The following is a 23,892-nucleotide window of genomic DNA, read 5'->3' on the forward strand; positions in this document are numbered from 1 at the left end:
GAATGTACTTTGATTAAATTTGAAAAGGTATCGGCCATGAGAAAAAAAATCTCACTTTTAAAACTTGGCGTAACATCCTGTTATCAAAATGAATTTAAATGCGTCCCAAGTTATTTTACAAAAAAATATCTTTTTCAAAATAAAAAAAATTTAGGTATCTTAAATAAAGAATCGTAGCCCCCCCCCCCTTATCCCCCCCAAAGGGGGGAGGAGGATGCCAAGGCATGGGCGGTTCCTGCTATCTTAAAATTCCCATCTTACGAGAAAGTTTTTTTCCCGTGAAATGTAACTGTAAGTGAGAATTTTTGCCGAATCTCAGGTACTCAAACGGTGGAATCTACAACAGACAGGAGAAAACAAGCATATTAAAATAACCGGAAAAGGAGAGAAAGCCCACTGGAGTTTGCCATATAAAAAGGCAGAGGAAAAGGTCAATAACCCAATTTATGAACAACTGACTCAGGTTGGAATCACTGACTTGATGCAGTTTGTAAACAACAAAACGGGTTTCATGGGTACTTTCACGCACACCCTCGATAGATATGTAAAGAGTGAGGCAGACGACTCTGTAATTTCAGCCTGTATTATTGCTTTAGCGACAAACCTCAGCCTGTCTATAATGTCTGACATCTCAGATTTAAACTTCAATACGCTGCATACGACCCTAAATAATTTCCTCCGCATAGAAACACTCAGAAATGCTAATGACTTAATAAGCAATGAAACTGCTTTGTTGCCGATATTCAAACATTACAATATTGAGGAGGATGCGGTGCACTCAAGTAGCGATGGACAGAAGTTTGAAACCCAAGTTCACACCATCAACTCCAGGTATTCTTCGAAATATTTTGGATTCCGAAAGGGAATCACCGCTTGTTCCCTTGTTGCAAACCACGTCCCTGTGAACACAAAAATTATCGGAGCCAATGAACATGAAAGCCACTTTGTTTTTGATCTGTTGCACAACAATACTACAGACATAGAACCTGAGATTCATTCAACAGATACACATGGTGTGAATAATGTAAATTTTTGGACCCTTTATGCCTTTGGCTATCAATTTGCTCCTCGTTATAAAGACCTGAAAGGGCGTTCTGATAACGGTCTCATCGGATTTAACTCAACCAGTCATTACCAAGATTTTTTATTGAAACCAAACCGCAAAGTGAAGGAATCCTTAGTCATCACTGAATGGCCGAATATTCAAAGAATAATGGCATCCCTCGCCCTCAAAGAAACTACTCAAAGTATTATTATCCGTAAACTCAGTTCATATGAGAGAAAAAACAGAACCAAAAAGGCTATGTGGGAACTTGATAGCATTGTCAGGAGTCTATATATGCTATATTTTATTGATAACATCTCAGTTCGGCGTAACGTACAACGAGTGCTTAACCGTGGCGAGGCGTACCACCAACTCCGAAGGGCAATATCCCTTGCCAATTTTGGAAGACTAAAAGCGAGGACAGAGTTGGAACAGCAAATCTGGAATGAATGCGCTAGGCTTATTGCAAACTGTATTATCTTCTATAACGCAAACCTATTATCTATCTTACTGAGCATTAAAGAGAGAAATGGGCAGCACGATGAGGCTGACCTAATCAAGAGGGTGTCTCCTGTGGCCTGGCAGCATATTAACCTCCGTGGCCGATATCAGTTTAAAAAACAGAAGCATCGTTTGGACTTAGAGAAAATAATTGATTCGATCAGCGGACTTGGAATTGCGGAATTGAAGGCTAATTTGTTGTTCAACTAAATGGCTTGTTGCAGATTTCGGGGGGATGGGCAAAAATCCCCATAATGGACCCCGAAATCTGAACCGGTTGCTAAGAGACACTTGACGTGCTAAAAGCCCGGTTCGATTTTCACCAGACAAAGGAGGTCCATGAGAAAGAATTACAGCGGAAAGTTCAAAGCAAAAGTTGCGGTTGAGGTGATTAAAGAACAGAACACGATTTCTGAGTGTTATCGCCGGCGAGTACGGCCACCACCTTTGCCGGTTATGAACGGGTACCTGCATCCTAAGCACTTATTTTTTTAAGACTTTTTAGAGCCCCCAAATAGCCCTTCAATTCAGTGTTCAATAACAATTTGAACTTTGCAACTAGAAGACGGTAAATCCCGAAAATTCATCGGCATAGCGCTATACAAAGAAATCTGGTTGCAATATTTACATGAATGTTCGGATTAAAATAGTGTAACGCCCCTCTCAATGCCGTTGACTTAAGACACCTCAAAGTATCAAGCTGGTTGCCTATATTCCAAGTGGAATTTTTTATTCTTTTTATTGAAATTACGTTCATATGTTCTGCCAGAATTGTTTGGATGAGAGTTTTTCCGAATTTTCTCACATGGATTCTCACACAAACTAAAAAAGCTCTTAGGGCAAAAACCCCAAGAGCCTTGTTATCAGTGGCGCGCCCGACAGGATTCGAACCTGTGGCCTACGGATTAGAAGTCCGTTGCTCTATCCAGCTGAGCTACGGGCGCAACAGAAAAGTCTTTTAACAAATACAGGTGTTTTTGGCAAGAAAAAAACTGACTAAAAACGAAATTATTGCACCTCCAGATGTATCCCGTGTATATGGTCCATCAGTTGCAACCAACGTAAATGGGCTCCCGAACCTTTTCTTGTCCGGGTAGTATCAACACCCTTTGTCATTTAATCTTGCATAATTTCCTTCCCCTGCGTGGTCCAGCGCCAGTTTATACTGAAAACTGTCCGCCAGAGCCTGCCAGGAGGCTTCGATGATATCCGCGGAAACACCAACGGTTGAAAAGATATTGTCCCTATCCCGTGACTCAATTAATACCCTTACTCTGGCATCAGTGCCGTCGGATCCATCAATAACACGAACCTTAAAATCCACCAGGTGAAGGTCTTTGACACCCGGATACATGGCCGTCAATGCCTTTCTCAGGGCATTATCAAGGGCCGATACCGGACCGTCGCCTTCGGCTGAAGTGATTTCGGTTTCGTTCCCAACCCGGATCTTGATCATGGCATGGGAATAACAGGGCCGTTCCTTGTCTTTCTCCACCACCACCCTGAAGGATTCCAGATCAAAATGGGACTGGTACTGCTCGGTGAGTCTTTCCATGATCAGCTTAAGGGACCCTTCCGCCGTATCAAACTCATACCCGTAATTCTCCATCTCCTTGATGTTGTTGACAATCAAGGATTTTTTGGATTCGTCACTGCCCAGATCAACCCCAAGTTCCTTGGCCTTGTAGGTAATGTTGCTCTTGCCGGACTGCTCGGATACCAGTACCCGGCGGCGATTTCCCACAAATTCCGGGCTCATGTGTTCATAGGCTCTGGGGTTTTTCATGATGGCCGACACATGAACCCCGCCTTTATGCGTGAATGCAGAGCGCCCCACAAAGGGTCGGCTTGCCACGGGCGGCATATTGGCTGTCTCCGATACAAACCTGGACAGATTCTGCAGCTTGGCCAGGTTTTTTTCACTGATACACGCCCTGTTCATTTTTAGTGCCAGGATGGGGATAAGCGCTGTGAGATCGGCATTTCCGCAGCGCTCTCCATATCCGTTCACAGTGCCCTGTACCATGATCGCACCGGCATGAACCGCGTTGATGGCATTGGCAACAGCCATGGCACAGTCATTATGGGTATGCACCCCGAAGATAACATCTTCATAATCTTTGAAATGCGCAATGGTTTCCCGGGTGATGGTGTCAATATCACAGGGGAGGCAGCCGCCGTTGGTGTCGCAAAGCACCAGACAGCGGGTCCCTCCTTTTAAAGCCGCGCCCAGCGTTTCCAACGCAAAACCGGGATTGGCTTTATAACCGTCGTAAAAATGTTCGGCATCATAAAGCACTTCACGGCCCCGGGCCTTGAGATAGGATACGCTTTCGGTAATCATGGCAAGATTTTCTTCCCGGGTATTGTTCATGATGTCACTTACATGCAGGTCCCAGGATTTGCCGAAAATTGTAACCACAGGCGCACCTGAATCAATCAGCGCTTTGATGTTGCTGTCTTTTTCACAGGTTGAATTTTGTCTTCTTGTGGATCCGAATGCGCAGATTTTGGCCTGTTTGAACGGTGTGTCCCTGACCAGATCGAAAAAAGCCTGGGCCCCTGGATTGGAGCCGGGCCACCCCCCTTCAATGTAGTGGATCCCGGCATCATCCAGGCGCATGGCGATTTTAAGCTTGTCCCCGGGGGAAAAAAAAATATTCTCCCCCTGCATCCCGTCACGCAAGGTTGTGTCGTAGAGCAGGACTTTTTTCTTTGCTTTTACTGCATTCATTTTCCGTTCTCCCTGCCCAGGGCAATGGTGCCTGTGGAGGCAATTTCAACAATTCCCATGGGCTTCATCAGCTCAACAAACGCATTGATTTTGCCGGAATCACCTGATACTTCCACGATAAAGTGTGAGGCACCTACATCAACGATCTTGGATCTGAAAATATCAACCATACGCATAATTTCAGCCCGTTTTTCAGTTTTTGCATGAACCTTGATCAGCGCAAGCTCACGTTCCACATATTCTTTTTGCGTTAAATCGTTAACCGTTATGACATTGATCAACTTATGCAGCTGCTTTTTGATCTGTTCGATGATGTGCGCGTCGCAGAAGGTGACCATGGTGATAACGGAAACCCGGGGATCTGCTGTTTTTGCCACGCTTAAAGAATCAATGTTAAACCCGCGGCCGGAGAACAGTCCTGAAATCCGGGACAGCACACCCGGTTCATTGTCCACAAGAATTGATAAAATGTATCTGTTTGTTTCCATATCAATTATCCTTTTTAAACCAGAAGCATGTCAGTGATGGCCCCGCCAGCCGGAACCATGGGATAGACCGATTCTTCACGTTCGACAATAAATTCCATGATCACGGTACCCGGTGTATTCAAGCCCATTTCAAGGGTCTGGGTCACCTTGGCCGGATCATCGCACCTGAAACCCGTTGCCCCGTATGCATCGGCAAGTTTCACAAAATCGGGCTGGGCCTCCATATTGGTGTCTGCATATACTTTATTGTAGAAAAGTTCCTGCCACTGGCGCACCATTCCAAGATACCGGTTGTTTAAAATGACAATTTTTACATCCAGTTTTTCAGCTACAGCCGTCATCAGTTCCTGGGAATTCATCTGGATTGAGCCGTCACCTGCCACACAGACAACTAATTTGTCAGGGGCTCCTGCCTTGGCACCTATGGCTGCGGGAAGACCAAACCCCATAACACCAAGACCGCCGGATGTTATAAAATGGTTGGGTTTCTCAAAATGATAATACTGGGCAGCCCACATCTGGTTCTGCCCCACTTCCGTGGTGACAATGGCGTTGCCTTTGGTGATCTCATACAGTTTTTCAACCACATATTGCGGCTTGATGGTATCAAAGGACTGGTCGTATTTTAAGGGTGTCAGCTGTTTCCACTCGTTGATGCGGTTAAGCCATGCTTCCCGGTCCTTCATAAAATTTTCAGGTGCTTCTTTTTCCATAAGTCCGGCAATATCTGCCAGAGCCATTTTGCAGTCCCCTACAATGGGGCAGTCAACTTCAACATTCTTGTGGATGGATGTGGGGTCAATGTCGATCTGAATGACTTTTGCGTCAGGGGCAAATTTTTCAAGGTTACCGGTTACACGGTCATCAAACCGGACACCCGCCGCAAAAATCAGGTCACTGTGGCCAATGCTCATGTTGGCCCGGTAGGTGCCGTGCATGCCTAGCATGCCAAGCCAATTGGCATCAGATCCGGGAAAGGCCCCAAGTCCCATCAGGGATGCCGTAACAGGGAGGTTGGCAAATTTTGCAATCCGGGTAAATTCCTGGCTTGCCCCGGATAAAATAACGCCGCCGCCGGCAAACATTACAGGCCTGCGGGCTTCTTTGATCATTTTTACAGCCGTTGTCATCTGTTTTTTATTGGGCTTGTAATTGGGCTTGTAGGTATTCATTTTCACAGGGCCCGGCATCTGAAAATCAATTATTGCCTGGACAACATCCTTGGGCAGATCCACCAGCACCGGGCCGGGACGTCCGGACCCGGCAATGAAAAAGGCTTCCTGGATGATCTCCGCAAGCTTGCTTGGATCCTTGACCAGGTAGTTGTGTTTGGTGCAGGGGCGGGTGATGCCGACAATGTCCACTTCCTGGAAGGCATCGTTGCCGATAAGGCCTGTGGGCACCTGGCCTGTAAAGACCACGATGGGAATGGAGTCGCAATGGGCCGATGCCAGTCCTGTTACAGCATTTGTGGCACCGGGTCCCGAGGTTACAAGTGCGACGCCTGTGGTTTTATGCGTCCTTGCATAGGCATCGGCCATGTGAACAGCGCCCTGTTCGTGGCGCACCAGAACATGGCGCAGGTCATCATGTTTAAGAATTTCATCATGGATATCAATGGTGGCACCGCCGGGATATCCAAAAATAGTGTCAACACCCTGTGCCTTTATCATATGAATGAGGATCTGAGCCCCTGTGAGTTTCATCATGCACTCCTTTATTTAAATACGGCACCGTTGCCGGCAGATGTCACCATCCTGGCATAACGGGCCATATAACCTTTTTTGATTTTAGGTTCAGGTTTTTTCCAGTCTGCTTTTCGCAATGCCTGTTCATCTTCAGACACCAGCAGTTCAATGGCTTTGTTTGGAATATCAATGCGGATCTGATCGCCTTCAAGAACAAGGGCAATCAGTCCTCCCTGGGCGGCTTCCGGAGATACATGGCCGATGCTGGCGCCTTTGGTGCCGCCGGAAAACCGGCCGTCTGTGATCAGGGCACACCGGTCATCAAGCCCCATGCCTGCAATGGCTGATGTGGGGGTGAGCATCTCGCGCATGCCCGGACCGCCGGCCGGTCCCTCGTACCGGATCACGATGACATCGCCCGGATTGATCTGCCGCGCCATGATCGCGGTGGTGGCATCTTCTTCACAATCAAATACCCGTGCAGGACCCTGGTGGGTCATCATTTCAGGCAGAACCGCAGATTGTTTGACCACGCAGCCTTCGGGTGCAATGTTGCCAAACAATACAGCAAGTCCGCCTTCCTTATGATAGGGGTCGTTCACCGGCCGGATAACATCAGGGTATTTCACCCGGACGTTTTCAAGGTTTTCTTTAATGGTTTTGCCTGTGGCTGTCACAAGGCCTGTGTCGATCATGTTGTTGTCACTAAGTTCCTTCATCACGGCCTGGATACCGCCGGCAGCGTCAAGGTCTTCAATATGGTCTTTCCCGCCGGGGCTTAAGGAGCATAAATGGGGGGTTTTTTTACTCACTTCATTAATCAAATCCAGCGGGATATCCACACCTGCCTCGGCAGCAACCGCTTTGAGATGCAGGACTGTATTGGTGGAGCAGCCCAATGCCATATCCACGGCCAGGGCATTCATAAATGCCTGTCTGGTCATGATTTTGTCCGGGGTAATGTTGTTTTCCACCAAAGAGAGAATCTGCATGCCGGCAGCCTTTGCCAGGCGCAGCCGGCTGGACATGGGCGCCGGAATGGTGCCGTTGCCGGGCAGCCCCATGCCGATGGCTTCGGTAAGGCAGTTCATGGAGTTGGCCGTGAACATGCCTGAACAGGACCCGCAGGTTGGGCAGCCCCCGTTTTCCATTTCCAAAAGCTCTTCTTCGGTCATTTTGCCGCTTTGGACTGCACCTACAGCCTCGAATATGGTGATCAGGTCGATTTTCTTTGACCGGTCATGGGGGTGGCGGCCTGCCAGCATGGGGCCGCCGCTGACAAAAATGGCCGGAATGTTGAGCCGTGCTGCGGCCATCAGCATGCCCGGAACAATTTTATCGCAATTGGGCACCATGACAATACCGTCAAAGGGGTGGGCCGTGGCAACCACTTCAATGCTGTCGGCAATGAGTTCCCTTGATGCCAGTGAATAGTGCATGCCGATATGGTTCATGGCAATACCGTCACATACGCCGATGGTGGAAAACTCCATGGGCGTGCCGCCGGCCATGGAGATACCGGCCTTGACGGCTTTGACAATGCTGTCCAAGTGCATGTGGCCCGGGATCAGTTCATTGGCGGAATTGGCAATCCCGATCAGGGGCCGGTCAAGTTCAATGTCTGTGTATCCCAAGGCTTTCAGCAGGCCCCGGTGGGGTGCCCTTGCCACGCCCTGTGTTGCAATGCAGCTTCTTCTCATTTTTTTAAAAGTCTCCTAAAAGCAAAAAAGCCGTTACCTGCCCCCCTTCGGGGCTGGTAACGGCTTTTTTTCATTAATCTTATTTAAGCCACTAATCGCCCCTTCGCCAGGAGGTGACAATAATCACCTCCACGATAATAAGGACCACCAGGCTGTTAATAATATTTGTATTGATCATAATATTTACTCTTAATTAATAAAGATTAATTATATATAAATAACATTAATGTCAAGAAAAAATAAAACCGTCACCCAATTAAAATTTCCACATGACAGACAGTCAATATAAACGAATTAGGGTTTGACATTCAAACAGGCAGATAGTTATATTATTTTCACATCCGCTCTTAATGCCTTAAATTTAAATTGATACAAAACAACATGATCACTGACAAACATCCATCAATCCGCCTGTCATTCATAATGACAGCAATCGTATTCTGCCTGGCAGGGCTTGGTCTGTATGCCAACACGCTTGCTTTCATTGCGCCCTCCATAGCTGCGGTCTGCCTGATATGGGCAGCCTGCAACGTTTTAAGTCCAAGACCCGTGATTGCGGGTCGCAGTATACTGCTGATTTTTACGGCATATATTGCCTGGTTTGTCTCCCTTACCGGCGGCATTTTCAGCCCGGGTCAATTTTTTTTCATCTTGGTCATGGCCGGCGCTGTGCTCTTCGATGATCTCCTTGGCTTTTTAATGACATGCGGCCTTTGCGCAGCACTGCTTGCCTTTTTCTATTTTGGTCCTTTCCGGGGTCCGGGTGCATTGAATCTCAATGAATTTCGTTTTGCTTTTCTTGTTATTTTATTTTCAGGGATTGGATCTGCTCTGTTTTTGCTGCTCATAAAACATCTGAGTTTAATCAAAGAACAACAAGGCTTAATCCGGGACAGGCAAGCAGCCATGGAACTTTCTGAAAAGGTCCGGGAAGATGCCCAAAATGCCATTGAGATTAAGGACAGGTTTTTGGCCAACATGAGCCATGAAATACGAAATCCCATGAACGGGGTGTTAGGAATGATCCATGTTCTTCTTGATTCTAAGCTTGACGCCAAACAAAGACGCCATGCAGACATTGCCTATAACAGCGCCAAGGCCCTGTTAAGTATTGTCAATGATATCCTTGATCTGTCCAAGATCGAGGCCGGCAAAATTGAGCTTGATATCCGCCCCTTTGATCTTGAAATCGCCATCAAGGATATTGTCTCTTTACCGGAACTCCAGGCCAGGCAAAAAGGACTTGAGTTTATCTATAATATTGATACGGATGTGCCAAGACTGCTCAAAGGCGATATCGGCAGAATACGCCAGGTGATCTTAAATTTTACAGGCAATGCCATCAAATTTACCGAATCCGGGACTGTTACCCTGAATGTGACACTCAAAGCGGATAAAGAAGAACACGCGCTCATCCATTTCAGTGTGGATGATACAGGGATCGGTATCAGCGAGGACGTACTCAAAGGTCTTTTTTCGCCCTTTGTTCAGGCTGATGCGTCTATTACCAAAAAATATGGCGGTACCGGCCTTGGTTTATCCATCTCAAAACTGTTCATTGAACTCATGGGCGGTCAGGTGGGTGCGGACAGCATTGAAATGATAGGCTCCACGTTCTGGTTTGAAGTCCCCTTTGAAAAACAGCAGCCCGGGGAGATTGTCCAAGACCTGTCTGCCATTTCCATGAATAAAATCAGGGTGGTTGCCATATCTGACGAACCAGAACCCAGCACCCGGCTGACAAGAGTGCTTGACCGGATCGGATTTAATTATAAGACTTGCGAACACGGCCAGGTCATTGAACTTATCCGCCTTGCCAACACAAGTTCAACCCCCTTTCATGCGGTCATTATGGAGGTCAGTGAATCAGACCAGTATGCAAGGGCCATTGGCCGCAAATTCAGCCAGGATCCTGAGTTGAACAGCCTTGCGTGTATTGTCGTCACTGCCGTGGGTAAGAAAGGGGATGCAAGGGAATTTGAAGACTTGGGCTTCTCGGCATTTTTAAGCTTTCCTTTGGACGGGACCATTCTTCAGGATGCCATCCGCACAGTGCTTTCACCTGCCTACCAGAAAAGCAGCCAGTCCATTATTACCCGGTATACCCTTGCAGAACGCAGGAAAAGAGGGTTTAAAATTTTAATCGTAGATGACCTTGAAACCAATGTTCTGACTGTAAAGGAATTTATAAGCAAACAAGGATACCAGACCGATTCGGTATCCAACGGCCTCCAGGCTGTCGAAAAGGTAAAAAAGAATAAATACGATTTGATATTCATGGACTGTCAGATGCCGGAAATGGACGGCTATGAAGCCAGCCGTCAGATCCGGGCATATGAAGCCTTGGAAAACCTTGCTGTGACGCCCATCATAGCCATGACCGGAAACGCCTTTGAACAGGACCGGCACGCATGTAAAGAGGCCGGCATGAATGATTTCATTTCAAAACCGGTCAATCCCCGGAATTTAATTGAACTGATCGAAGCATATACGCCCGGAACCGTGACTTCGGTGGCGTTTGAAACCCCCAATTGTGACATGCCCGATCTTGATGTTCATGACGTTGAAACACAAGAACGGGTCCCCGCTGATTTGGAAAATAACAATGCGCCCGTGCCTGTATTTGACCGGACCGGATTTCTTGAACGATTTGGCAATGACGAGGAGCTTGCTGCAGAAATTCTCGAGTCATTTTTCCAGGAAGTTGAGGAGCTTGTTGATAACCTTGTGTCGGCTGTTAAAAAAGAACCCTTTGATCCTGAATATCTCAGGACCTGTGCCCATGCATTAAAAGGCGCTGCCGCCAATGTAAATGCAGAGCAGTTAAGGCTTGCCGCCCTTGACATTGAAACCCAAACCGGCAATACTATTCAGCCGAATATATTGGATGTATCCGAAATGATGACTGAATACTTGAACCGGTTTAACAGAGAAGCCCGTTTATGATTGATCTGAAAACCATGACCATACTGGTTGTGGATGATATGAAAAGCATGCGTCTAACCCTGCGTAAAATGCTGCGCAATCTTGAAATAGGCAAAGAGTTGCTGTTTGCTGATAATGGGAAATCAGGCTTAAATGTGCTGAAAAAATCTTCCTGCGACTTGCTCATTGTTGACTGGAACATGCCGGAAATGAACGGTAGCCAGATGTTGGCCCACATGCGCAAGGACAACAATATCAGGGATATCCCTGTTATTATGGTCACAGCCGAAAACGAACGCGACATTGTGGCCGAAGCGGCAGAACACGAAGTGGAGGGATATCTTCTTAAACCATTAACCCTGGCCTCGCTGGATACAAAAATAAAAAGTGTTGTTGAAGCTGTCAACCATCCGGAACCGGCAAAGCTTCACATGCTCGAGGCAAGGACATATGAAGAGACCGGTAATATAGAAGGCGCCATAGACGAAGTCCGAAAAGCCTTAGCGCTCAAACCCAATGCGTCACGGATTTTAAGAAAATTAGGGCTGTTATACCTTGAGGCCCAAAAAGTGGAAATTGGTGAAAAATGTCTTCAAAAAGCCGTTGCTGTAAACCCTCAGGATACAATTTCACGGGGTCATCTAGCCCAGTTGTGTATTAATAAGCGCGCCTTTAAACAGGCTGCCCAGCTTTACATGGAAATTCTATCTCTCAGCACCAGGTATTTTGATTCAGGTGTTCACCTAGGTGAAACACTTTTGATTAATGGATTTAAAAATGAGGCAAGAACGCTTTTTTCACGTATCATGTCAAAAAGCCGCTCCAACAGGGTGCTTCAGGAAAGAATCATTGATATCTTCCTGGAGAATCAGGAATATGGGTTTGTGACCGAGATGGTTGCCCAGGCGGTCAAAGACAATCCTGGCAACCTTGATCTTTTGTATAAGGCCGGCACCATTTACCTTGAAATCGGTGACCAGGAAAAAGCCCTGGAATGCTTTGTCACTGTTGATGACAACAGGCGTGGAGATATTAAAACCAAACTTCATCTCGCCCGGATTCATTTCAACAATAACCGTATTCTCCAGGCCGACGACTATCTGAACCGCATTTTGAGAATTGACCCGACAAACAAGGATGCCCTGAAACTGCGCCAGAGAGTCTAACGCCCACCGCCCACATGATTAATGGTGGAGGCCATATAACCTGCCCCAAAGCCATTGTCGATATTGACCACTGCAATATTTGAACTGCAGGAATTAAGCATGCCCAGAAGGGCAGTCATACCGTTGAAGTTTGTGCCGTAACCCACGCTTGTGGGAACTGCAATGACAGGTGCCTTGACAAGGCCGCCCACCACCGAGGGAAGTGCCCCTTCCATGCCTGCGGCAACAATAATGACAGAGGCGTTTTCAAGATCTTCCTGATGTGCGAAAAGGCGATGAATGCCTGCAACCCCGACATCAAAAAGTGTTTCGACCTGGTTTCCCATGGCCTTTGCCGTTAAAAAGGCTTCCATGGCCACCGGAATATCTGAAGTCCCTGCACTGACAATGAGGATCGTACCCTGGCCTGTAATGGCAGGGGGCTGTTTTTCTATTTTTAACAGGTGTGCGTCATCAAAGTATTGTGCATGGGGAAACCGTGAGAGAACCGTGGTTGCCTTCTCCTGGTCAATGCGGGTTACAAGCACAATATTTTCCGATATTTCCAGTTTTTCAAGAATGGCAATAATCTGTGCTGATGTTTTGCCCTGCCCGAAAATCACCTCGGGAAATCCTTTGCGAAGGGCTCTGTGATGATCCACATGGGCGCAGCCGATGTCTTCGAACGAGAAATGTTTTAATTGATCTGCCGCCTGTCCAACGGGAAGTTCGCCGTCAGCCACCATGGAAAGAATTTTTGTTAATGTATCAATGTTCATATCGCATCTAAGCGTTTTGCCTTTTCAGCCAGGCAAGTCCTTTCCCTGCTTTATCTGTTTCTTCCGAAGAAGGGGCCTCTTCCCGGGCTGAAGGCTTTTCTTTAGGGGCTGGTTCTGCCTGCCGGGAATGCGTATTCTTATCTTTGCCCCACTTGTAATGACCGAACTTGCAATACCCCTGAACATTATTGAACCGTGCGTCAGTGCTCTCGGGAATGGGGATCACAGTGCCTTCAACGGATGGTATCAGAAATTCGGCCAAAGGGATAGATCCACCGCCGGATACGATAATAGAGTCGATATCCCAGTCATTTTTCCACAGCCGGTTCAAATCAGAGGCAATGGTCGAGGCAGCATGTGTATACACGCGTTTTTTAAGATTTATCACATTGTACTCCTTGCCCCGGATTTTAACCACGCCGGATTCAATGAATTTAAAAACTTTGTATGGTTCAATATTGATGCCACTTTCCTGGCGCAGCTTATCAGCGATTACGGAAAAGCATCTGGACACTCCTGTGTCCATGGTTGACGAGCCCCTTTCTATGTACTGGAGATGGTCAAAAATGGAAAAATCCGTTGTTTTAAAACCAATATCCACCACCCCGAGCTTGGACGCCGCAAGATCCCTGTTGCAGATTTTTCCGTGATCGTCAAAAATCAGGTTGAAGATTGAACCAATGGGCTGGGGTATGACATGCACCTTGTCAATGATCAGTTTTCTGTGTTCGTCGGGGGCGTCCTGGTGATGATAGATGATTTCATGCTCACCCTGTATAATCTGTTTAAGCCGCCGGGTATCCCGTTTCAGGTACGCCACAGGCAGGCCGGTTACCACATTGACAGGACCATGGGCCTGGGCGCATATGCCTGCCGCCGCAAGGGCCAGTATTTTGATGAATTCTTCCACCATTTTTTCCTGGTCAAGGGTGTATTCGGTCAGGCTGGATTGACGTTCGGCATAGGATCCTAAAAAATAGGTTTTATTGTCCAGGGTGATATGCAGGCTGTCCGTTGGTTCGGCATCGCCCATGGATGACGTAAACTGGATATCCGCTGCATCGCCGATCAGGGATTTGAAAATTACGGAATTTTGCCCGCTATATGCCTTTGTAAAACCAAACCCCACATCTATGCCGATAATTTCCATGTTCTGACCTCCTGATGCAATCCGCCCTGATGCAATCTGTTTAGATACGTTGTGAACAGTTTTGGAATTTTTTCATGGCAAAAATACCACTGTCATTGTTATCAGTCAAGGAATGAAACGGTTTGTTAAGGTTTTCCCAACCGCTTGCACAAAGCCTGCAAATGATGTATAGATGCCCGGATTAAAATGGACGGTATTATGAATAAAGACAGGGTATTTGCAGAAAGATTGACCACGATCACACCTTTCAGGTTCAACGAAAAAGTAGCACGGGTATTTGACGATATGCTGGTCAGATCAGTACCGCTGTACGGGGAAGTACTGAAACAGCAGGCAAGGATTGCTCGTCAGTTTTATCAAAGCGGTACACGGATTTTTGATCTGGGTTGTTCCCATGGCAACCTTGGTATTCTGCTCCTTGACGGCTTTGGTGAAACAGCATTTAAAATGATTGGTGTTGACAGTTCCTGGCCCATGATCCAGCGGTTTAAAAAGAGACTTTGCGTTCATGACAGCCACGGCAGTATCGACCTTGCCTGTGCCTGCATTGAAAATATCGAGATTTCAAACGCATCGGTTGTGGTGATCAACTTGACCTTGCAGTTTCTGGATGCTGAAAAGCGGGATTGCCTGATTCAATCCGCCTTTGAGGGGCTTTGTAAAGGCGGCATATTGCTGCTCACAGAAAAAACCGTTCATCCAGATCCACAAATGAACGCCCTTGAGCAGGAATATTACTACCAGTTTAAAAGAGAGAACGGATATACAGACCTTGAAATCAGCCAGAAACGGGATGCTCTGGAACGGGTGCTGGTTCCCGAGACCGTGACGGAACATGAAAACCGTATTCAAAAAGCAGGATTCGCCTCATTCAACGCCTGGCTTAAGTGGTTTAATTTTATATCCATGATTGCTGTGAAATAGAATGGAACAATTTTTAGAAAATTTTGGTCACCTGGGATGGAATCAATGGTATGACGCCCTGGAAAAGCTGGTCAAAGAAAAAAGAACCTTTCTTGATTCTGCCAGGGGCAGTTTTGAAAAACTTAAATACGTGGTTAAAGATCTGCCAGGGATTTTTCCCCACACCGTTGATCTGTCCTCCAGGGCTGTCAGCATCGGACAGGCAGACCAGCTTGTACCCGATGAAAAGGACAGGCTTTACAACGGCCTTGTTAATCTGAGTCCCTGGCGCAAGGGTCCCTTTAACTTCTTTGGGATTCACGTTGATTCCGAGTGGCAGTCCTGGATGAAATGGGAACGTCTGGTGCCCCATCTGCCCCATCTTAAAAACGGAAAAATTCTGGATATCGGTTCAAGCAATGGATATTACATGTTTAAAATGGCTGCGTCAGAACCCATGTTTGCCCTAGGTCTTGAACCCCAAAGTTATTTTTATTACCAGTATTGTGCGGCTCAAAAATATTTGAATCTGAAAAATGTATTCTGTCTGCCTGCCGCCTACAATGAACTGCCGGCCATGGATCGTTTTTTTGATCTGGTGCTGTGCATGGGGGTTTTGTACCACCGCAAATCCCCGGTGAAAATGCTTAAACAGATCCATGACAGCCTTGTGCCGGGCGGCCGGGTAGTTGTGGAAAATCTGGTGATCAAAGGGGAGAACAATTATTGTCTGTTTCCCTTTGACCGGTACGCTAAAATGCGCAATGTGTTTTTTATCCCGGACCTGTCTGCCATGGCAGCCTGGCTTGCCCGGGCCGGATTTTCGGATATCAGATGCGTGGATATAACAGACACCACCTTTGAAGAGCAGCGCAAAACCCAATGGATTCAAACGGAATCCCTTGAAGATTTTCTGGATCCCCAAGATCCGTCAAAGACTGTAGAGGGGTATCCGGCACCGGTCAGGGCCATTTTTATAGCAACCGCCTGATCCAGGCTTTAAACGATTGTTAAAGGATGTGACTATGGCAAAATCCATCAGCATTATCGGAGTTCCCATGGATTTCGGGCAGATGCTCCGTGGCGTGGACATGGGTCCTGCAGCGTTGAGGTATACGGGATTGATTCCAAGGCTTCGCCGGCTTGGACATGATGTTAAAGACGAAGGGGATATCCCCATCCCTGTGCGTGATGACGATCCTGCCATGGAAGGAATGACTGACCGGTATGTCAAAGAAATCACCCGGATCAGCCAGGATATTTATAAAACCGGATGCCAGGTCATGGGCCAGGGCCGTATGCCGGTTTTTCTGGGCGGTGACCATGCCATTGCCATTGGTGCCGTGGCCTCGGTGGCGGTTAAAGGGCCTGTGGGCCTTATCTGGGTGGATGCCCATGCCGATTTCAATACCCCCCGGACATCACCGTCGGGAAACATCCACGGCATGCCCCTGGCCGTTCTTACGGGAGATGGCTATCCATGCCTTGTGGATGCCGGGCATCCCGGCGCAAAAATTGCCATGGATAACGTGGTCATGATCGGGCAGCGGGATCTGGACCCCGGAGAAAAAAAACGCATCAGATCCAGCGGCATCACCATTTTTACCATGCGCGACATCGACGAACAGGGTATCAGCGCCATTGCCGCCAAAATCATGGTTCAGTTTGCCCACTTGAAACGCTTTCACCTCAGTTTGGATATGGATGCCCTGGACCCGGTTGAAGCCCCGGGGGTCGGCACCCCTGTACCCGGCGGCATCTCCTACCGGGAGGCCCATCTGCTCATGGAGCTGCTTGCGGATTCGGGAAAACTTGGCTCCATGGACCTGGTGGAGATTAATCCCATCCTTGACGTGGCCAATAAAACAAGCAAACTGGCGGTGGAACTGATCCTGTCCGCCTTGGGAAAAAGCATTCTTTAAGGCGTTTGATCATGAGCCTTAAGTCTGCTTTAGTTACTGTTTAATCGTGGGTCTTAATGAATATATTACCCGATTAAAATCCTTTAAGGGATTTGCAGGCGATATTGTAAGCCACAAAACATTTGATGCCCAACCCGCGGCCTGGGCATCACCGAACACCTTTCCCTGCTTTAAAAATGACTTGTCCCGCCTTCTTGCAGGGCTTGGCATTAAAAATCTGTACACCCACCAGGCCCGGGCCATTTCGCTCATCCTTGACAGATGCCATACGGTGATTGCAACGCCCACGGCATCGGGCAAAAGTCTGGTGTATAATCTGCCGGTGATGGATGCGCTGCTATCTGACCCAAGTGCTCATGCCCTGTACCTGTTTCCCCTCAAAGCCCTTGCCCGGGACCAGCTTGACACCGTTGACAAGATGCTGGCAAGGACTGATGCTGTTTTTTCACAGCCTTTAACCGCAGGCGTTTATGACGGGGATATCACAGGGTATCAAAAGACAAAGATCCGCAGCCATCCCCCCAATATCCTTTTATCCAATCCTGAGATGCTGCACCTGGCCATGCTGGCCCATCATCATTTATGGGCCTCTTTTTTCGCAAACCTTAAATATGTCGTGGTGGATGAGGTGCACACCTATCGAGGGGTCATGGGTTCAAACATGGCCTGGGTGTTTCGAAGGTTATTGCGAATTTGCAGATTTTACGGATCTGCCCCCTGTTTTATTTTCTGTTCAGCCACCATTGCCAACCCCGGACAGCTTGCATCGGAATTGACCGGACTGCCGGTGACCGTGGTGGATGAGCAAGGCGCTCCCTGCGGGAAAAAAGATATTTTAATGATGAAGGGGCTGGAGGGCGCGGCCCAGACCGCCATCACACTCATTCATGCCGCCGTTTACAGAAATCTGGCCACCATTGTTTACACCCAGTCCAGAAAAATTACGGAACTCATTGCCGTATGGGCGGGACAACGGGCAAAAAACATGGCTGATAAGATATGTGCATACCGGGCCGGATTTCTTCCCGAAGAGCGGCGGGAAATTGAACAAAAACTGGCCAAAGGCGAACTGCTTTGCGTGGTGTCAACCTCGGCCCTTGAGCTTGGCATTGACATAGGCAATCTGGACCTTTGCATCCTTGTGGGGTATCCGGGAACCATGATGTCCACCTGGCAGAGAGCAGGACGGGTGGGGCGGGACGGGAACGACTCTGCCATGATTCTCATTGCCCATGAAGACGCCCTGGACCAGTATTTCATGAATCATCCGGACATCTTTTTTACCATGCCCCCGGAAACCGCCCGGATCAATCCTGAAAACCCCCAGATTCTTGACCGCCATCTGGATTGTGCGGCAGCCGAACTCAGCCTGGATGCCAATGATCCCATGTTAAAACCGCCGGTTGTGCAAGCAAGGGTCCAGGCCCTGGGACGCAAAGGCAGGCTGCTGTTAAGCCGGGACGGGAATACCTGGTTTTCCGCCCGCAAACGCCCCCACAGGGAGGTCAGTTTAAGGGGATCCGGGCATACCATTCCCATATTCAAGGAGGACACCCGGCAAAGTTTAGGTGAAATCGACTGGCACAGATCCTATTTCGAAACCCATGAAGGCGCGGTTTACCTGCACCGTGGACAAACCTTTGTGGTGACGCTTTTTGACCATCTTAAGGGCGTGGTCCGGGCAAGAAAGGAAAAGGTCGGCTACTACACCCGGGCAAGATCTTCAAAAAACACTGAAATTATAGATGTTGAACAAACCTGTCAGGTCAAAGGCACCCGGGTGGGATTTGGCAAACTGAAAATTCGTGAACAGGTGACAGGCTATGAAATGAAATCCGTGTCCGGCCAAAAATCCCTTGGCATTGTGCCCTTGGATCTGCCGGAACTGACCTATGAGACCCAGGGGCTGTGGATTGAGATTCCAGAGTGGATCAGGCAGCGCATCGAAGGGGATCATCTGCATTTCATGGGCGGGATTCACGCTTTAGAACATGCAGCCATCGGCATGATGCCGCTTCTGGTGATGACCGACAGAAATGATCTTGGCGGAATATCCATTCCCTTTCATCCCCAGGTTGAAACGGCGGCTGTCTTTGTCTACGACGGTGTGCCCGGCGGTCTAGGGCTGACGTTACAGGCCTTTGACAACGCAGAGACCCTTATGCAAAGAACCTATGAGGCGATCCGGGACTGCCCCTGCGACACCGGGTGTCCGGCCTGTGTACATTCGCCCAAATGCGGGTCAGCAAATCGTCCCATAGATAAGGAAGCGGCAAAGCAGATTCTTGGGATGCTCCTTGAACAAAAGGCAGGGCAGGGGGAATTCGTGTTGGCACCCGCCACACCACCGCCTGTTTTTCCGGATGTTGCCGTCTTAAAAAAAGCGGCGCATAAAAAGAAGCCTGGGTTGGTATCTCCCCAAAGATACGCCGTGCTTGACATTGAAACCCGGCGGTCTGCCAAACAGGTGGGCGGATGGCACAAAGCCGAACGCATGGGGGTGTCCTGCGCAGTGCTCTACGATTCCTTTGAAAATGATTTTCTGGTTTATTACCAGGATGATATGGAAAAACTTGTGGCGCGCCTCGGGCAGATGGACCTGGTTATCGGGTTTAACATTATCCGGTTTGATTACAAAGTGCTCTCCGGGCTGAGCCGGTTTGATTTTCACAGCCTTCCCACCCTGGATATCCTGGCAAAGGTCCATGAGCGCCTGGGCTATCGGCTGTCACTGGACCATTTGTCCTGTCAGACCCTGGGCCTTGAAAAAAGCGCAGACGGCCTCCTGGCCTTGAAATGGTGGCAGGAAGGGCGTCTGGATCTGATTGTGGCGTATTGCACCCAGGATGTGCATGTTACCCATGAATTATACAAATATGGCCGAGATAATGGATTTTTGCTTTTTAAAAACAAGGCCGGCCACCATGTCCGCATTCCTGTGGACTGGGACTTTTGAAATTTCAGTATGTTGCAAATTTATGTGTGTGATTCAATATTCTTTCTTCGTTTGAAAACAAGCCATTCTCCACGAATGGCAAGCATGATGCCAAACGGCTAATAATTATCCGGTGGCTGACTAAAAATTAACCAATTAATTTCTATTAAAACGGTTTATCATATATTTTTCGTTTAATATCAGTGGGATATATTCCTGGCACGACAATTGAAATATAAATATACCAAACGCGCTGAGTGTTTGTTTTAATAACCACGCTTAACAAGGAGAGTGTAACATGACTAAAATTTCAATCAAAAAACTTATCATTTTGGGAACAATTCTTCTGGTAACCGGATTTGCAGCTTATGCGTTTGCACATGGTGGCGGATACCATATGGGAGACGGATACGGCTACGGTATGATGAATGGGTATGGATACCATATGGGCGGCGGTGGTCACATGTGGAATGATCTGTCCGCAGAAGACCAGCAGAAGATGCAGGATCAGATGAATGATTTTTTTTCTTCCACCCAGGAATTAAGAGAGCAGTATGACCAGAAACGTGTCGAATTGAATACGGAATATTCAAAGTCTGATAAAGACCAGGCTAAAATAGACACTCTAAAAAAAGACCTGTTTGATCTGTCCTCACAGATTGAAAAAAAACATGTTGACCATACAAGAAAAATGCAGGCGCTTTTTGCTGACAAAGCCCCTGGATTCAATTACGGTATGGGCATGAGTGGACACGGATACGGCGGCTGTTTCTAAATATTGATCACAATGCCGGGGTATACGATTGACTTTACCCCGGCATTTAGTTTTTGGTCAAGTCGCCCTAGGAGAGCCTCAATATTAAAAGGAAAGCAGGTGAAGATAATGAAAAATATAATTTCAATTGGTATACGGGTATTGGTCATATTATCAGTGTTTACAGGCGTTTCCATTGCCGGGTGGGATGAAGCTCAGGCCTTCTATCCAAACGGTCACATGATGGGGGGCGGATATATGGGCTGGTCGATGATTTTTTTCTGGATAATCCTTCTGGTTATATTCGTCTTTGTTGTCCGGTGGGCCATTAAGATGGGCCAGTCAAACAATGCCCCTCAGACCGCGCTGGATATATTGAAAAAACGTCTGGCAAATGGTGAAATTGACATCGAAGAGTTTAAAGAAAAAAGCAAATTTTTATGATTATCTCTTGATTATTACAGCTCCCACTGCCAGAATAAAAGCTATCTGTATTCCATTCAATCATATCGTCGAAGCTTACATAGGAAACGAAAATGAACCAGAACAGCGACACATTCTTCCAGTCCGGGATAATCATTGATGATAAATGGATTATTATTGAGTTGATCGGCAAAGGGGCTATGGGAGAAGTGTACCGGGCTCACCAGGTCAATTTGAGAAGGGATGTGGCCGTAAAGACCATTTCAAAAGAGATGCTCAACGAGCTTGAAAACGACCCGGAAGATATTGAAATTGCGGTGAATCGTTTCCGCAGAGAAGTTCAGACCATGGCCCAGCTGCGCCACCCGAATATATTGAATATTTTCGACTACGGTACCCATCGGAAGGCCGAAGTGAACACGGGGCAATCCGATGATGCGCTTGAGTACATCGTCATGGAGTACATTCCCGGTAATTCCTTCAGGTTCACTATGTCTGAGGAAGGGTTGGACGATGAACCCGGACTCTACTGCGACTGGATCAAAACCTATTTTTTTCCAGTTCTGGATGGTGTGGAAGCCATGCATCGGCATAATATCTTTCACCGGGACTTGAAGCCGGAAAATATATTTATGGACGGGGATATCCCGAAAATTGCAGATTTTGGCCTGGCCCGTTCCCAAAAGCTCAAAGCGGTTTCAAATTCCATGGAAATGCAGGGAACACTCTTTTACATGGCACCGGAGCAGTTTTCCGATTTTCGATACGCAGACCAGACTGCTGATATATATGCTTTGGGAAAAATATTGTTTGAGGCATTTGATGGAAAACTTGACAATAAGACCCTCCCCATGAAGGCCGTGAGTATCGAAAAAAAAGCGGATATGAATATCTCTTTTTTAAAGGAAATGAACCGGATTATTCACAAAGCCACTGCAGAGAATAAGTCCGAGCGATTTCAGACCGTGGCTGAACTGCGTAGCGATCTGGTCAAAGCTCTATATCTGGAAAAAACACCGGAAGAAAAACAAGGTCTGAAGTCAAAAACTGCAACATTCGTTCAGAGAAACGATAAGGCCGTGTGGGTTGGGATTGTGCTGGCCCTTATATCCATTGCCGGGATGACCGCCTGGCACCTCCTGAACAAACCGTCCCAACTTTCCTCCTTGGTAACAGAAGAAAAAACGATTGATCCGCAAAAGGCAGGCCTCGTATTACCGGATAACAATGCAGATCTCAAAGAACACGTCATCGCAACAGACGGGTCCAATATGATACTGATTCGTCAGGCGGATAATCCAGGTAAAACTGACGGACCAGCCCGGAAAATATTTTACATGGATGAAAAATCCATCAGTAATTTTTTATATGTTGAGTTCCTCAACGCCATCAAGGACCAGGTCCGCGTTGATAAAGGCATTGTCAAACACAATGAAAATATCCTCTTATATATTGGGGCCGGGGACCGTGAGGAAGACCATGTCCTTTATAAGCACAATCGTTTCCATCTAAAAGATCAGGAAATCGGAAGCCGGCCGATTACCCGTGTCACCTATCACGGCGCCAGGGCGTACGCCGCCTATTATGCCCGGGCGTTATTAACGGAATCTGAATGGAAATATGCCTATACCCAGCTGCACGGGCAATATCTGAAAAATCATCCTCAATCGGAGACAAACACCTCTGAGCCACAGGAGGGTTCAATGCACCACAGCCGGCCATCAGAACAATTGCAGCCCGAGCAGACAAAATCCCCCGGAGCAATGGGGGGGGATATCAAAGAATGGGTCCGGGTTCCGGATGATGAAAGCTCCGAAACAACATCCCGGGAAAGCTTTTTTCCTGGCGTAATTGAGGCAAAGGATATCGAAAAAGAAATGAAATCAGCTCCATTACAGAGATGGGAAGGTTTTCCTGATGTGGGGTTCAGGACCAAGATTCAAATTCAATAACAGCCATGGGCTGACCTGGTCTATCAACATCAAAGCCCAACCCAAAGCCAAAACAAACCATGAAGGACAGGTTCATGTCACAAACAGATTCCCCTAATCGCTTTTATAACACGTATTCCTCAAAAAGGTTCCGGATAGAGGTGGCGGGCCTGTCTGAAAAAGGCATAAAACGGAAATTAAATCAGGACCGTTTCATTATAGACGAGCTTAAAGACGGAATTGTGGCAGCCTTGGCAGACGGCATGGGCGGCGAACCGGGTGGAGAAAAGGCATCAGCACTTGCGGTATCCGGTATCAGCGCCGTTAAACAGATCACGGAGAACCAAGAAATCAATTTTTTGGTAAAGATATTCCATGAAATTGATCAACAGATTTTGGCTGCTTCAGAAACAGACCATGACGCTGAAAATATGGGGACAACCCTGACCGCACTCTATATCAGCGGCCAATCCGCCTATTGGACCCATGTCGGAGATACCCGGATCTATCTATTTAGGCACAATAAACTGATTCAGGTCACCTCAGACCATACCTTTGCAAAATTCCTGCTGGGCGAAGGAGAAATAACACCGGAGCAGGAAAAAACGCATTATTCCCAGCACATTCTTGAACAGTGTATGGGGCAGGGCGAAATCAATCCGGAAACAGGTGTCATCCATCTTGAACAAAACGATCTGATTCTGATGTCGTCTGATGGTCTTCATAAACCCCTTGGCACCAGTCCCATCCAATCGATTCTAAACAGTGACGAAAGTCTGAAAGAAAAATGTGATCATTTAATCCGCAAAACACAGCATGCCAAGGGAAATGATGATATCACAGTGGTTTTGATACGCCTTTCATAACCG

17 protein-coding genes and 1 tRNA gene are annotated in these 23,892 nt (G+C 47.4%); 11 read left to right on the forward strand and 7 right to left on the reverse strand.

Annotated features, from left to right (window positions below; translation table 11 throughout):
- Window positions 1-295 precede the first annotated feature (295 nt).
- On the forward strand, window positions 296-1,756 hold the full coding sequence (locus Q366_RS15925; protein ID WP_051958103.1) for a Tn3 family transposase: 1,461 nt from the start codon (window positions 296-298) through the stop codon (window positions 1,754-1,756).
- A 657-nt stretch (window positions 1,757-2,413) separates the two neighbouring features.
- Here Q366_RS15925 and Q366_RS15930 read toward each other — a convergent pair.
- From Q366_RS15930 to ilvD, 5 genes are all read right to left on the reverse strand, one after another.
- A tRNA-Arg gene (locus Q366_RS15930) sits at window positions 2,414-2,490 on the reverse strand.
- A 155-nt stretch (window positions 2,491-2,645) separates the two neighbouring features.
- The gene (cimA, locus tag Q366_RS15935; RefSeq protein WP_035240746.1) at window positions 2,646-4,280 is read right to left on the reverse strand and encodes a citramalate synthase; all 1,635 of its coding nucleotides are present in this window, start codon (window positions 4,278-4,280) and stop codon (window positions 2,646-2,648) included.
- Window positions 4,277-4,768 carry an acetolactate synthase small subunit gene (gene ilvN / locus Q366_RS15940; RefSeq protein WP_035240747.1) on the reverse strand — a complete coding sequence of 164 codons (492 nt, stop codon included), beginning with the start codon at window positions 4,766-4,768 and terminating at the stop codon, window positions 4,277-4,279. The genes cimA and ilvN overlap by 4 nt, the downstream gene beginning before the upstream one ends.
- Before the next feature lie 14 nt (window positions 4,769-4,782).
- On the reverse strand, window positions 4,783-6,474 hold the full coding sequence (gene ilvB / locus Q366_RS15945; RefSeq protein ID WP_035240748.1) for a biosynthetic-type acetolactate synthase large subunit: 1,692 nt from the start codon (window positions 6,472-6,474) through the stop codon (window positions 4,783-4,785).
- Window positions 6,475-6,485: 11 nt separating this feature from the next.
- Window positions 6,486-8,156, reverse strand: a complete 1,671-nt coding sequence (gene ilvD / locus Q366_RS15950) for a dihydroxy-acid dehydratase (protein ID WP_035240749.1) — start codon at window positions 8,154-8,156, stop codon at window positions 6,486-6,488.
- A gap of 423 nt (window positions 8,157-8,579) precedes the next feature.
- Here ilvD and Q366_RS15955 point away from each other — a divergent pair, with 423 nt between their 5' ends.
- On the forward strand, window positions 8,580-11,102 hold the full coding sequence (locus Q366_RS15955) for a response regulator (protein WP_169742980.1): 2,523 nt from the start codon (window positions 8,580-8,582) through the stop codon (window positions 11,100-11,102).
- Window positions 11,099-12,247, forward strand: a complete 1,149-nt coding sequence (locus tag Q366_RS15960; protein ID WP_035240751.1) for a response regulator — start codon at window positions 11,099-11,101, stop codon at window positions 12,245-12,247. The genes Q366_RS15955 and Q366_RS15960 overlap by 4 nt, the downstream gene beginning before the upstream one ends.
- Here Q366_RS15960 and larB read toward each other — a convergent pair.
- Both larB and Q366_RS15970 read right to left on the reverse strand, forming a co-directional pair.
- Window positions 12,244-13,005: a nickel pincer cofactor biosynthesis protein LarB gene (gene larB, locus Q366_RS15965; protein WP_035240752.1), complete on the reverse strand. Its 762-nt coding sequence runs from the start codon at window positions 13,003-13,005 to the stop codon at window positions 12,244-12,246. The genes Q366_RS15960 and larB overlap by 4 nt on opposite strands.
- 7 nt (window positions 13,006-13,012) lie before the next feature.
- Window positions 13,013-14,155 carry a ParM/StbA family protein gene (locus Q366_RS15970; protein ID WP_035240753.1) on the reverse strand — a complete coding sequence of 381 codons (1,143 nt, stop codon included), beginning with the start codon at window positions 14,153-14,155 and terminating at the stop codon, window positions 13,013-13,015.
- 198 nt (window positions 14,156-14,353) lie between these two features.
- On the opposite strand from Q366_RS15970, the gene cmoA reads away from it, so the two are divergent.
- The 8 genes from cmoA (at window position 14,354) to Q366_RS16010 (ending at window position 23,889) form a co-directional block, all read left to right on the forward strand.
- The gene (gene cmoA / locus Q366_RS15975) at window positions 14,354-15,079 is read left to right on the forward strand and encodes a carboxy-S-adenosyl-L-methionine synthase CmoA (RefSeq protein WP_245619986.1); all 726 of its coding nucleotides are present in this window, start codon (window positions 14,354-14,356) and stop codon (window positions 15,077-15,079) included.
- A gap of 1 nt (window position 15,080) precedes the next feature.
- The gene (gene cmoB / locus Q366_RS15980; RefSeq protein ID WP_035240755.1) at window positions 15,081-16,049 is read left to right on the forward strand and encodes a tRNA 5-methoxyuridine(34)/uridine 5-oxyacetic acid(34) synthase CmoB; all 969 of its coding nucleotides are present in this window, start codon (window positions 15,081-15,083) and stop codon (window positions 16,047-16,049) included.
- Window positions 16,050-16,083: 34 nt separating this feature from the next.
- Window positions 16,084-16,980, forward strand: coding sequence for an arginase (gene rocF, locus Q366_RS15985; RefSeq protein ID WP_035240756.1), 897 nt, complete (start codon window positions 16,084-16,086; stop codon window positions 16,978-16,980).
- Between the two features lie 46 nt (window positions 16,981-17,026).
- Window positions 17,027-19,936 carry a DEAD/DEAH box helicase gene (locus tag Q366_RS15990; RefSeq protein ID WP_035240757.1) on the forward strand — a complete coding sequence of 970 codons (2,910 nt, stop codon included), beginning with the start codon at window positions 17,027-17,029 and terminating at the stop codon, window positions 19,934-19,936.
- A 277-nt stretch (window positions 19,937-20,213) separates the two neighbouring features.
- On the forward strand, window positions 20,214-20,690 hold the full coding sequence (locus Q366_RS15995) for a periplasmic heavy metal sensor (RefSeq protein WP_035240758.1): 477 nt from the start codon (window positions 20,214-20,216) through the stop codon (window positions 20,688-20,690).
- A gap of 3 nt (window positions 20,691-20,693) precedes the next feature.
- Window positions 20,694-21,113 carry an SHOCT domain-containing protein gene (locus tag Q366_RS20465; RefSeq protein WP_245619987.1) on the forward strand — a complete coding sequence of 140 codons (420 nt, stop codon included), beginning with the start codon at window positions 20,694-20,696 and terminating at the stop codon, window positions 21,111-21,113.
- Window positions 21,114-21,205: 92 nt separating this feature from the next.
- Window positions 21,206-23,044 carry a serine/threonine-protein kinase gene (locus Q366_RS16005; protein WP_035240759.1) on the forward strand — a complete coding sequence of 613 codons (1,839 nt, stop codon included), beginning with the start codon at window positions 21,206-21,208 and terminating at the stop codon, window positions 23,042-23,044.
- Window positions 23,045-23,118: 74 nt separating this feature from the next.
- Window positions 23,119-23,889, forward strand: a complete 771-nt coding sequence (locus Q366_RS16010) for a PP2C family protein-serine/threonine phosphatase (protein WP_051958106.1) — start codon at window positions 23,119-23,121, stop codon at window positions 23,887-23,889.
- Window positions 23,890-23,892: the final 3 nt, after the last annotated feature.

Source organism: Desulfobacter vibrioformis DSM 8776 (assembly GCF_000745975.1).
Classification (GTDB): Bacteria; Desulfobacterota; Desulfobacteria; order Desulfobacterales; family Desulfobacteraceae; genus Desulfobacter; species Desulfobacter vibrioformis.

Coding starts and splice junctions, on each gene's coding strand:
- ilvN (WP_035240747.1), bottom strand. CDS start 4,768: ATGGAAACAAACAGATACATTTTATCAATTCTTGTGGACAATGAACCG.
- Q366_RS16010 (WP_051958106.1), top strand. CDS start 23,119: ATGTCACAAACAGATTCCCCTAATCGCTTTTATAACACGTATTCCTCA.
- ilvB (WP_035240748.1), bottom strand. CDS start 6,474: ATGAAACTCACAGGGGCTCAGATCCTCATTCATATGATAAAGGCACAG.
- cimA (WP_035240746.1), bottom strand. CDS start 4,280: ATGAATGCAGTAAAAGCAAAGAAAAAAGTCCTGCTCTACGACACAACC.
- Q366_RS15970 (WP_035240753.1), bottom strand. CDS start 14,155: ATGGAAATTATCGGCATAGATGTGGGGTTTGGTTTTACAAAGGCATAT.
- larB (WP_035240752.1), bottom strand. CDS start 13,005: ATGAACATTGATACATTAACAAAAATTCTTTCCATGGTGGCTGACGGC.
- Q366_RS16005 (WP_035240759.1), top strand. CDS start 21,206: ATGAACCAGAACAGCGACACATTCTTCCAGTCCGGGATAATCATTGAT.
- cmoB (WP_035240755.1), top strand. CDS start 15,081: ATGGAACAATTTTTAGAAAATTTTGGTCACCTGGGATGGAATCAATGG.
- Q366_RS15960 (WP_035240751.1), top strand. CDS start 11,099: ATGATTGATCTGAAAACCATGACCATACTGGTTGTGGATGATATGAAA.
- rocF (WP_035240756.1), top strand. CDS start 16,084: ATGGCAAAATCCATCAGCATTATCGGAGTTCCCATGGATTTCGGGCAG.
- Q366_RS15995 (WP_035240758.1), top strand. CDS start 20,214: ATGACTAAAATTTCAATCAAAAAACTTATCATTTTGGGAACAATTCTT.
- ilvD (WP_035240749.1), bottom strand. CDS start 8,156: ATGAGAAGAAGCTGCATTGCAACACAGGGCGTGGCAAGGGCACCCCAC.
- cmoA (WP_245619986.1), top strand. CDS start 14,354: ATGAATAAAGACAGGGTATTTGCAGAAAGATTGACCACGATCACACCT.
- Q366_RS15955 (WP_169742980.1), top strand. CDS start 8,580: ATGACAGCAATCGTATTCTGCCTGGCAGGGCTTGGTCTGTATGCCAAC.